Source organism: Microcoleus sp. Pol7_B2, from assembly GCF_036701035.1.
GTDB lineage: Bacteria > Cyanobacteriota > Cyanobacteriia > Cyanobacteriales > Microcoleaceae > Microcoleus.
This window is the reverse complement of record NZ_JAUBQB010000080.1, coordinates 22,515-32,793: the sequence shown is the minus strand read 5'-3', so window position 1 is coordinate 32,793 and position 10,279 is coordinate 22,515. Positions and strand designations below refer to the sequence as shown.

General features: G+C 46.2%; 10 protein-coding genes. 2 read left to right on the top strand and 8 right to left on the bottom strand.

Annotation, left to right across the window (positions count from 1 at the left end; translation table 11 throughout):
- The first annotated feature begins 65 nt into the window (after positions 1–65).
- On the top strand, positions 66–2,273 hold the full coding sequence (locus QUA57_RS23435; protein ID WP_333063870.1) for an NACHT domain-containing protein: 2,208 nt from the start codon (positions 66–68) through the stop codon (positions 2,271–2,273).
- 124 nt (positions 2,274–2,397) lie between these two features.
- Here the strand turns inward: QUA57_RS23435 and QUA57_RS23430 are convergent, their stop codons facing one another.
- The 3 genes from QUA57_RS23430 to QUA57_RS23420 all read right to left on the bottom strand — a co-directional run bounded on the left by QUA57_RS23430 (position 2,398) and on the right by QUA57_RS23420 (position 3,234).
- Complete coding sequence (locus tag QUA57_RS23430; RefSeq protein WP_333063872.1) at positions 2,398–2,592, bottom strand: hypothetical protein; 195 nt, start codon at positions 2,590–2,592, stop codon at positions 2,398–2,400.
- 142 nt (positions 2,593–2,734) lie between these two features.
- Positions 2,735–2,947 carry a helix-turn-helix transcriptional regulator gene (locus QUA57_RS23425; protein ID WP_333063873.1) on the bottom strand — a complete coding sequence of 71 codons (213 nt, stop codon included), beginning with the start codon at positions 2,945–2,947 and terminating at the stop codon, positions 2,735–2,737.
- 74 nt (positions 2,948–3,021) lie between these two features.
- Complete coding sequence (locus tag QUA57_RS23420; protein WP_006631306.1) at positions 3,022–3,234, bottom strand: helix-turn-helix domain-containing protein; 213 nt, start codon at positions 3,232–3,234, stop codon at positions 3,022–3,024.
- A gap of 129 nt (positions 3,235–3,363) precedes the next feature.
- Here QUA57_RS23420 and QUA57_RS23415 point away from each other — a divergent pair, with 129 nt between their 5' ends.
- A complete protein-coding gene (locus tag QUA57_RS23415) occupies positions 3,364–3,834 on the top strand; it encodes a hypothetical protein (protein WP_333063874.1) in 471 nt (156 codons plus the stop codon).
- Between the two features lie 41 nt (positions 3,835–3,875).
- On the opposite strand, the gene QUA57_RS23410 is transcribed toward QUA57_RS23415, so the two are convergent.
- The 5 genes from QUA57_RS23410 to QUA57_RS23390 all read right to left on the bottom strand — a co-directional run bounded on the left by QUA57_RS23410 (position 3,876) and on the right by QUA57_RS23390 (position 10,175).
- Positions 3,876–4,082 (bottom strand): hypothetical protein, encoded by a 207-nt coding sequence (locus QUA57_RS23410; RefSeq protein ID WP_333063876.1) that lies wholly within the window; start codon positions 4,080–4,082, stop codon positions 3,876–3,878.
- 243 nt (positions 4,083–4,325) lie between these two features.
- The gene (locus QUA57_RS23405; RefSeq protein ID WP_333063878.1) at positions 4,326–5,648 is read right to left on the bottom strand and encodes a CO2 hydration protein; all 1,323 of its coding nucleotides are present in this window, start codon (positions 5,646–5,648) and stop codon (positions 4,326–4,328) included.
- Positions 5,649–5,825: 177 nt separating this feature from the next.
- A complete protein-coding gene (locus tag QUA57_RS23400) occupies positions 5,826–7,379 on the bottom strand; it encodes an NADH-quinone oxidoreductase subunit M (RefSeq protein ID WP_333063880.1) in 1,554 nt (517 codons plus the stop codon).
- A 112-nt stretch (positions 7,380–7,491) separates the two neighbouring features.
- Positions 7,492–8,211 (bottom strand): carbonic anhydrase, encoded by a 720-nt coding sequence (locus tag QUA57_RS23395; RefSeq protein WP_333063882.1) that lies wholly within the window; start codon positions 8,209–8,211, stop codon positions 7,492–7,494.
- A 104-nt stretch (positions 8,212–8,315) separates the two neighbouring features.
- Positions 8,316–10,175 carry an NAD(P)H-quinone oxidoreductase subunit F gene (locus QUA57_RS23390; RefSeq protein WP_333063885.1) on the bottom strand — a complete coding sequence of 620 codons (1,860 nt, stop codon included), beginning with the start codon at positions 10,173–10,175 and terminating at the stop codon, positions 8,316–8,318.
- Positions 10,176–10,279: the final 104 nt, after the last annotated feature.

Genomic DNA, 10,279 nt, shown 5'->3' with positions numbered 1-10,279 from the left:
GGCACATCTCTTGATGAAGTTATTCGTGCTTATTGTGCAGAAAGAGTGTCTCATACTTATTTGAAATGACTATATATAGAAGAAACCCGGTTTCTGACCTCGACGCGGCTAAGTCCCATCATAAAAACCTCCTTAATACTGCCATGACAGGAATTGAACCCTTTGCTATAAGTTGTGTTAGCGGTATAGCCCTCCCCATTTTCCAGTCAGTCTTTGAAACTGGTGGCAAGTTTCTCGGTTTGATGGGCAAAAAGCTAGATGATAAAACTAAACAGCTAATTTACACGGCATCGGGGGAATACGGCAAACGCTACTTCAAGCGTCACGGCATTCTCAAAGCATTGGGAATGCGGGAGGCTGTGCCATTAGAATCGGTTTATACTGCTGTGCAGTTTTTGGATGAGCAAGAAATCCGCAGTTTTGAATCAATCCAAAATTTAGAAGAAGCTTACCGCAAAGCAAACAAGCGAAGTTTTCAGCAGCAAGATTGCCAGAAGCAAGAAGGGCTAAAAATTGCTAATCAGAAGCAATATTTGATGGTTTTAGGGCAGCCCGGGGCGGGAAAATCTACATTTTTGCGGAAAATAGGACTCGAAGCACTGAAGGGCAAACGAGGCGGATTTAAGCACGATCGCATTCCTGTTTTTATCGAACTTAAAAGCTTTACATCTAGCCAGATAGACATAGAAAAATTAATTGTTGAAGAGTTTAGCATTTGTGGCTTTCCCTCATCTGAGCAATTTATCGCTAAGGCATTAGAGCAGGGAAAGCTGTTAATCTTGCTGGATGGATTGGATGAAGTGCCGACAGTCAACACAAATGAGGTCATTAGTAAGATTCAGAATTTTGTTGACCGCTATGATAAAAATAGCTTCATTGTCTCTTGTCGCACAGCCGCTTATAGAAACAACTTTCAACGCTTTACCGATGTCAAACTAGCAGAGTTTGACGATACTCAAATTGAGCAATTTATTGGTAACTGGTTTCAGTCTGAGGTCGATAAACAAGCAGGAACGGCTCAAAAATGTTGGAAGTTATTGCAAAAGCCAGAATATGCAGCAGCTAAAGAGTTAGCCCACACGCCATTATTGCTAACTTTCCTCTGCCTCATTTATGACCGTTCGCAAAACTTTCCGAATAATCGCAGCGTTCTTTACAGAAAAGCTTTGCGGATATTGTTGGAAGAATGGGCGGCGGAAAAGCGGATTCAGAAAGAGGAAATTTATCAAGGGCTCAGCACGGAGTTAGAGGAGAGTTTGTTATCGGAGATTGCTTATACTGGTTTTGAGGCTGATAAGCTGTTTTTTTCGCAGCGAGAAGTGGTTGAGGAAATCAAAACTTTTTTAGAAAATAATTTGAATGCACCGAAGCATTTAGACGGTGAGGCGGTTCTGAAAGCTATTGCAGTTCAACAGGGGATTTTAGTAGAACGAGCTGAGGATGTGTACTCGTTTTCGCATTTGACGCTTCAGGAATATCTCACAGCTCAATATATTGCTGATAATAATTTAATTGAGCAGTTAGTTACCGATCATCTTTCCGATCGACGCTGGCAAGAGGTATTTTTGTTGGTAGCGGGGTTGGTGCGTTCAAAAAATGGGGCTGATAACTTGCTCCTATTAATGGAAAAAGAGGCTCAAAAGTACATTAACACGCCGAAGTTGCAAGGGCTATTGCAATGGGCTGATGCAGCGACTAATGGCTCGGAAGGTGATTTTAAGCCTGTCGGTAAACGTGCTGCGGCGATCGCCCACGCCATGGACATCGCCAGCGCCATCGCCAGCGCCAACGCCAACGCCAACGCTAACGCCATCACCATCGACTACGTCATGGCCCTCAGCAAGACCACAGGCATCGCCCAGGCCAACGCCGACGTCAACGCCAACGCCAACGCCAACGCCAACGCCAACGCCAACGCGTTGACCATCGCGTCGGCCGAAAAACTTAAAAAAATTAAAATCTTCAAGGAGGTGAACTGGACTGAACTAATTGCTCAACTGATAGAACTTGAGAAGCAATTGCCCGATAGTGAGCAGCCTAAACAAATACACTTAGCATTTGCCGATCGCCTTGTAGATACCTGGTGTCATGCACTCCATCTCAATCCAGAAATAGTCAAGTTATCTGAGGAAGAAGCAGAGGCGCTGGGAGATTATTTATTGGCAAATATTTTCATCATCCCATGCAAAGAAGCAGCAGTGAGAATATCAGCAAAAACCTGGGAAGAAATAGAATCGCGGATGTTGTTAGTTCCAGAGAATTCTACCATTTGAGATTCTCGATCTGTCCTGGACACGCTCCAACCAAAGAAACCGGGTTTTTTTCCTAATCTGCTGGTTGCAACGCGTCTTTTCGTAAAAACCCGGTTTCTGGACGCCCACCGGGTTTTCTTCAGCTTCAAATCTCGCCATTGACCTGCATCTGATGCACCTTATCTGCCAACTCTTGCAAGCGCTTTTCGTCCAACTCGTCAATCGCCAGCATCCCGACATAGATGATTTCCTTCAGCGTTAGTCGGGTTGCTAGCGCCTTTTTCTGCACAATTTCCTTGATGATGGGGCTCACCCCGATGGCGGTACTGGCTCTAGTCACAAAGGTAACGGGAGATTAACAACTTTGACTAAATCTTAGCACCTTTAAGCTGAGCTTTTAGCTGCGATGCGAAATGCTTAAGCGCGTCTTGACAAGACGCAGCACAACGGCTTATAGTGGAAATGTGGAAAAGCTGATCGGTCTATTCCTCCAAAACCTCAACCAAATCCTCAATCATCACATCAAAAGTCCGAGCTAACTTCCGCAGGCAAGTAAAGTCAACCATTGCCATTTCAGGACGACGAGCATAGCTTCTGACAGTGCTATAAATTACCCCGGAACGATCGGATACTTCCTTAAGCGTCCAGCCGTTCTCGGCCGCTAGTTCCCGAATTTTTAGCCTGACTAAACCCATGCTTGAGAGTTGATGCACTTCTTAGGTTGACTCACCATGATATCAGAAAATCAGTCAATATCGCGGTCGGTCGGCTACTCCTCCAAAACCTCAACCAAATCCTCAATCATCACATCAAAAGTCCGAGCTAATTTTAGCAGCAAAGTAAAGTCTACCGTTGTCAGCCCTGGACAGCGAGCATAATGCTTGACCGTGTTGTATACCACCCCAGAACGTTCTGAAACTTCCTTGAATGTCCAGCCTTTCTCTGCTGCTAGTTCTCTGACTTTAATTCTTACTAAACCCATGCTTGACAATGGGTGCTATAACACCTTACAATAAATTTATCTAAAAAGCCGATCGCCCCCCGGTCTGGACAACTAAAGGGCGATCGTTTTCAAAACTTAAATAGACAGTTACTAGCTGTCTGACTTACTATGATAGCATCATCCCAGCTAAAATCAAGCACTTTCGCCTGCTCCAAAATAATTCACAAATCGCCAATCCTGCATGCGCTGGCGAGATTCGTTACCGAAGAAACAGTCGCACTCCTGTTCAATATCGCAGCAGACGACATTTACCGCATCGAATGCTGTCGCTACATGGTTTACGTGCACGCCAAAGGCATCAGCCGCTTTGTCAGCTACGCCGATTTTCCCCCTATTTTAGAAGTAAAGCCGATCGCAGCTCAAGATTTTGGCAGATGGTACAAACGCTGGAAAAGCAAGCAAGCACCAGCATTTTGGACGAAATTCTACACTTACAAGTTCAAAAAAGCTGTTTCAGTTGACAGCTTGCTGGAGTGGGGCCAATTGGTAGCTACACTTAAATCGGTCATTTCTGGGGCCGCGCTGCAACAGCTACGAGATGTTTATGCCCAAGAAAAAGATTTGATGGAGAAATTTTAAAGTGCGATCGACTTAATCCTACTTGAACTTTCCATTAAATTTTAAAACACTTCATCCTCGATTCCCAGCCACCATTCCCCCAGATTCATTAAATCTTTGTGAATGTCGGTAAGTTCTGTCATATACTCTTCCGCAGAAATCTCCGATCGCCTTTCTTGCAATTTTTTCAGTCGCAGTTGCACCAACAGCCAAGGTTTGGAAATCCCATCGGTTGCTTCGATATATTGGGCTAGCTCTTTGCTGTCCATAGTTATTGGTTAGTTTTTATATCGGAATGATTAAACCGCAGAGAACGCAGAGTAAGAGAAGAGAGAGATGAATAATTCGGATACCAACTAATCTAATATTATAGGACTTTTGAAACGGCTTAAAAATCTCTGATTTTTCCCAGTCTGTTTCAACCGAATTGAGCTTTGAGCCAGGGGTTCAAACCCCTGGCGGACTAACGGACTGGCGGACTTTTCAGCTAAGATGCCTCCCGCAAACATCTATTACCTGTAATCCGAACTCTGAATATTCTTCAACTTCGCAGCATATTTCATGCCGTATTCCGGGCGACAGAAGCGATCGAGCTGAGACTCAAAGAAAGCCCGATTTGCCTTCAAATGCTTCGGATTCGGGTCATCTAAAGGATACAAAAGAGCAGTCCGCAACGCTTGAATCACCGCCGAAGTTACGCAATACATCGACCGCTGGAATGTCACCCCAATTTGATTGAGGATATCATCTTCGCCTCGACAGCGCTGTTTGTAGAAATCCATCAAATACGGCGGCAGGAAATGCAGCATATCTTGTGCTAGCAAAGTCGGCGGAATCCCCGCCGTACCTACGGGGAATTTGTCTGCATAAAGCACTCCGAAGTGGAAGTCTTTTTGGTCGTCAGGAACTTCCTTAGCCTGAGCGTTGTAAGATTTGGTGCCTCGGAATGGCGAAGTGCGATAAAATACAGCTTCCACGTAAGGTAACGCTGCTTCATAAAGCCAAGTGAAACCCTTAGATTTGGGGATGATTTCGTAGGTTTCGCCGTCGATTTGAACGTGGTGGTAAATCGGGCGTCCGGCGATCGCAAATATGCCATTTACCAGAAAATCCATCGCCTGCGGGACTGTGGTAACTTTCCCTTCGTCGTACAAGTCGGAAACCTCAAAAAACACCGGCGCCATGACTTCCCAGAATAAACCGAGATTGCTGTAATAAGACATTTGGCGGCACTGTTCTAAAAACATTTCGGGAAATGCTTTGTGAAGTGCCAGCATGAACGGGTCTTTTTTGAAGTAAGCTTTAATTGCGCGATCGGCATTAGCCTTATATTCGTCACTGTCCAAATAAGGATCGAATTGATTGGTGGGCACGTACAAGCCCCGGTGCCACAGCATTGACCTCATGCACTCTTCGGCAAATTCCATGTTAATGCGATCGTGCCACAAATGGTGAACAAATCGAGGGAGTTTACCAGTTTCACCCTTCTCCATGAACTCCAAAAGTTCCGGGTGAACACTTCCAGTCCCGCGCCAAATCCGCAAATCTGCACCGTCGCCTGCATAGTGATTTTGCAAGTCTAAATACTCTTGAGGCAAGAAGTATTTAAAGAAAGGAAGCGGGTGTAAAAAAACCCGTTCGGCGATGTAAAGCAAATCTCGCCAGTAAAAGTCCATCGGCACTGCGTAAGCTTTCCAGATAGCGATGATTTGCATCAGATTTTCCGGCGTATCTGGAATCATTGCGCCGCCAGCTTCTAGCCTGTGAATTATTTCAGCAAATTCGTGTTTGGAAGGAGGTAGTTTAGTTGCTGGTTTATTAGGGGTTTGTACCATTGTTTCTTCCTTTGAGTGAGGGAATCTAAATATTTTGAATTATTGCCAAAAGCTGCGATTCTTTAACTGGTTCCCCGGCTAGAGGCTGGGAACCGATATCCAGGCCTACGAGCCGGAAAATTGAAGGCATAGCCTCCGGATATGCGTTTCCAGGCTCTGCCTGGAAACGAGTAGATTTTAGTCGGTGGAGGCGGAATTCGTTTGTGTAGACGCGATTTCCAGCTCCGAGTGTTCTAGGGGATAGCTAATAGCAACTTGGGTATTTCTGTCAGTCGGCAGAGTAGCAACTATCGCATTTGTAGTAGATTCGCTCCACTTGAGTAGCCAAGCAGGTTGAATTCCCAACACAAAAATGATGCCCGCCAAAACCAGCGCCGGCATATTTTCAGCAAACGTAACTGGAGGGTAGTAAGCCGTGGCATTGTCCAACTTCCCAAAACAGGTGCGGTTGAGCAGAATCACAAAGTAAACTGCTGTTAAACCCGAAGCTAAAATGCAGAGCAAAGTTGGAATTGGAAAGATCGAGAAACTGCCTTGAAACACTAAAAATTCGGCAATAAAACCCACCAAACCCGGAATTCCAGCGCTTGCCATGCCGCCCAAAACTAACAGGGAACTGGCAGTGGGTAAACCCCGCATCGGGTTCATCAAACCGTTGAGCACGTCCAAATCCCGCGTGCCAACTTTGGTTTCGATGATGCCTACCAAATAAAATAGCAAAGCTAAAATTAAGCCGTGGCTTACCATTTGCCCCACAGCGCCGATTAATGCCAGCTTCGTACCCGCGGCGCAGGCAACGAGGATGTAGCCCATATGCCCGATCGAACTATAGGCTACCATGCGCTTGATGTCTTTTTGGGCGATCGCGCTCAAAGCCCCGTACATCACGCTCACAGTCCCGATAATCGCTAAAGCGGGAGCTATAATCGACCACGTTTCGGGAAACATCTGCAAGCCGAACCGTACTAAACCGTAAGTTCCCAACTTCGCCAGAATCCCTCCCAGCAAAATTGCTGTTGCTGGCGAAGCTTCGACGTAAGCATCCGGCAGCCAAGTGTGCAGCGGCACCAAGGGAATTTTAATTCCCAACCCAATTAGCAAAATTGTTAGCAGGATTAACTGCATATTTCTCGGCAATTCTTGAGTGGTAATCGCACTGTAATCGAAATTTAAAGAACCGCTCAGCCAAGCCACACCCAAAAATGCTGCCAGCACTAAAAGTCCCGAAACTGCCGTGTAGATCAAAAACTTCATGGCAGCGTATTCCCGCTGCTTTCCACCCCAAATAGCAATCAACAGGTAAAAAGGAATTAATTCTACTTCGTAAAACAGTACAAACAGCAGCAAATTTTGAGACATCAAAGCTCCGGCAATACCAGCATTGATTAGCAAAATCAAAGCGTAGTAAAGCTGGGGACGCTCCATTTTTTCGCCAGTGCCGTAAATGACTAATAGCGTCAGCAAAGCACTTAAAACCAGCAGTGGCAAGGACAAGCCGTCAATGCCCAAGTTGTAGCTCAAACCTAATTGCGGAATCCAAGGCAAATATTCTTGAAATTGCAGTCCCGAATTGGCTGGATCGAATTGAGTCAACAGCCAGATATTCAAAAGGAAAACAGCAGCAGCAAAAGCCGAGGCTATTGAACGCAGACGCATCCCATTTATATTTCCGGGCAGGAACCCGACTACCGCAGCGCCCAACGCGGGCAACCAGAGCAAGGTACTAAGCATAATGTGTGAAGTGAAGAGTGAAGAGTGAACAATCTATTTTGCAGCCTCTTGTCTTTGATAATTTGAGAGTTTAAATGTTAAAATTTTTCCCAATTATCAATCCCAAATTTCATCACGACTCCGAAAGAATAGTGACTCTGCCCGTGTCTAAATCGTAATAGCCACCAACAACTTTCAGTTTATTCTCCGCAATTAACTTAGAGATAACTGGAGAGGCTTTCAACCTGTTAGCTTGGAGCACAACATTGGCTTTTGAAGCATTTTCCAGCTTGTCGCCCGTTTGGTTTTTCGAGCTTTCTACAGCAGGCTTAATCGCATCGAGCAAACTGCCAATCTGGCCGGGAACTTGAGCTCCTTTAATCGTTGCGTCTACCGCACCGCAACGTTTATGCCCGATTACCACAAGCACTTTTGCTCCCAATACCAGCGTGCCAAATTCCAGGCTGCCAATTTCTTCAGGAGTAGCAACATTTCCGGCCACGCGACAGACAAATAAATCTCCCAATCCTTGATCGAAGATAATTTCCGAAGGAAAGCGGGAATCTGCACAGCCGAGAATAGCAGCAAAGGGTTTTTGAGTTTTGGCAACTTCGGTGAGACGCCCAAAGTCTTGGTGGGGATTTTGGCGTTTGCTGTCAACAAACCGCTGGTTGCCGTCCATTAACTGTTTCAGAGCTGCATCGGGAGTCAAGTCAGTTTGAGCAATTGCTGGTTCGGGTGCAGCCAAATCAGCGCCTGCTCCTGCTGCGAGTATCCCTGTACCAATGGCTCCTACGACAAATTTGAGGGAATTGCGTCGGGAAAGAGTGAATTGTCTGTTATTTGGGTTCATTGAGGTTTCCTTGTTGTATCGAGTTTGAAATCTTTGTTCAAGACTTCATGTTTTTAAGATTTTAGATTAAAAGTGTCACCTAAAATCTTCACGCTTATATTTCTTTACCCGCCCACAATCAGCGACAGGCGAACTAGCAACGGCCAGCTTATGAGCAGTCCCAAAACTGCTACTCCGAACAGAATTGTCAGGGCGTAAAACTGAGTTTGACCGTTAACGTTGTATTTAAGGCTTTGCCCGCCGAAAACAGTTGCAAAACCGATTAAATTCACGAATCCGTCAACAATATTGCGATCAACCCAAGAGATAACTTGAGCAACTAAACCGACTGCAAATATCACTGTCACCCGGTAAAGTTGGGCAGTGTAAAAGTCGTAAGCAAAAAAGTCTTGCAAAGCTTCAGAACCAATTCGTACCGGTTTTTCCCATTTCTCGTTCAGGTAAACAAATGCTCCAGCACCGATGCCGATCGCCGTTGACAAAACTAGCAATCCACTTGCGGTATAATTCAAACTTGCCCCAGGCAATAAATGCCACGCAGCCAGCAAGTGCGGAACGTGCAAAGTAAAGCCCATTAAAACAGTCATCGGCAAGATAAAAGGCCAGTGAACTTCCGGCGAACGTTCGGTCATTTGCTTGGGTTTGCCACCGAAAACTAAACCGAAGACGCGCACCAAGCCAAAAGCAGTGACGCCGTTTACAAACAGCACTATTCCTAACAGCAAAGGATGAGTTTGCCAAAGCCCGGATGTGAAGTCTTCTAAAGCCCAGAAGCAGCCGAAGGGCGGCAGTCCAACCAATCCAGCGCTACCGACAATAAACGATATCGCCGATATTGGCCGCTTTCCCCACAAACCGCCGAGAGCTCGGACATCCTGAGTGACGCTGTTCCAAACTACCGAACCGATGCTCATCACCAGCAAACCCATCGCCAAGGTGTAGGCAAATATCAATGTCAGGGCTGTCTGGGCTTGTCCGGTGCCCACGGCGATAAATACTAAGCCCATGTAAGAGCTGACTATATAGGAAAGCGTGCGCTTGATGTCAATTTGGGCGATCGCAATTAATGAAGCACCAACCGCCGTCGCAGCACCTACAATAATAGTTATCGTCATCCCCATCGGCGACAAAGCAATCACTGGCTGCAACTTAATCAAAATCCAAGCACCAGTTTCCACAACTACGGTGTTCCGTAAAATTGTCGCCGGCAGCGGGCCTTCCATCGCCTCATCTAGCCACAGGTGCAAGGGAAACTGAGCACACTTACCCATAGGGCCGGCAATCAAAGCTAAAGTCAGCAGTGTCGCTACAGTGGGGTCAAGCTTTGCAGTCTCGGCCCAAACAGCCAACTCGTCAAAATTCCAAGTTCCGGCCAGCGGCAGAATGGCGACTACTCCCATCAGCAGGAATAAATCTCCCACCCGCTTTGTTAAGAAAGCGTCGCGGGCTCCTGTCACCACCAAAGACTGATTGAACCACAGCCCGACTAGCAGGTAAGTACCCAAAGTCAGAACTTCCAAAATCATGTAGCTGAAGAACAGGGAATTGCACAGTACCAAGCCACACATCCCAGCTTCAAACAGCCCCATCAGAGAAAAGAACCGAGCCCAGCCCCAGTCCATTTCCATGTAACCGAAAGCATAAATCTGCGCCAGCAAGTTCAGTCCGGTAATCAAAACAGTCGCCCCGACGGTGACTGCAGAAATTTCTACGGGAATGGTTAAGTCTAAACCTGCTACATTCAGCCAGGGAATCAACTCGTGTTGCGCCGGTTGGTTCCAGATAGCTGTCAAGGCTATGACCCCGTGTAAAAAAGCGAACAAGGTTAATATGGCGTTCACGTAACCGGATGGTCTTGGCCCCGTGCGGCGGGTAACTGCCGGAAACCACAGCATCGACAGAACTCCGCCTATGAGTGGATAGCAAGGTATAAACCAAACGGTCTGGAGTAAGATTTGAGCCATTGGCATTACCTGTAAAGGTTACAAAAATTTAAAATTCTGAGAATAATTCCGATGCGCTGACGACAGCACTGAAAAGCCAGAAGGCAGAAGTAAAGAAAATTTGG

Excerpts from the sequence above, each read along its gene's own strand:
- QUA57_RS23435 (WP_333063870.1), top strand. The coding sequence starts at position 66 with ATGACTATATATAGAAGAAACCCGGTTTCTGACCTCGACGCGGCTAAG.
- QUA57_RS23425 (WP_333063873.1), bottom strand. The coding sequence starts at position 2,947 with ATGGGTTTAGTCAGGCTAAAAATTCGGGAACTAGCGGCCGAGAACGGC.
- QUA57_RS23420 (WP_006631306.1), bottom strand. The coding sequence starts at position 3,234 with ATGGGTTTAGTAAGAATTAAAGTCAGAGAACTAGCAGCAGAGAAAGGC.
- QUA57_RS23415 (WP_333063874.1), top strand. The coding sequence starts at position 3,364 with ATGATAGCATCATCCCAGCTAAAATCAAGCACTTTCGCCTGCTCCAAA.
- QUA57_RS23410 (WP_333063876.1), bottom strand. The coding sequence starts at position 4,082 with ATGGACAGCAAAGAGCTAGCCCAATATATCGAAGCAACCGATGGGATT.
- QUA57_RS23405 (WP_333063878.1), bottom strand. The coding sequence starts at position 5,648 with ATGGTACAAACCCCTAATAAACCAGCAACTAAACTACCTCCTTCCAAA.
- QUA57_RS23400 (WP_333063880.1), bottom strand. The coding sequence starts at position 7,379 with ATGCTTAGTACCTTGCTCTGGTTGCCCGCGTTGGGCGCTGCGGTAGTC.
- QUA57_RS23395 (WP_333063882.1), bottom strand. The coding sequence starts at position 8,211 with ATGAACCCAAATAACAGACAATTCACTCTTTCCCGACGCAATTCCCTC.
- QUA57_RS23390 (WP_333063885.1), bottom strand. The coding sequence starts at position 10,175 with ATGGCTCAAATCTTACTCCAGACCGTTTGGTTTATACCTTGCTATCCA.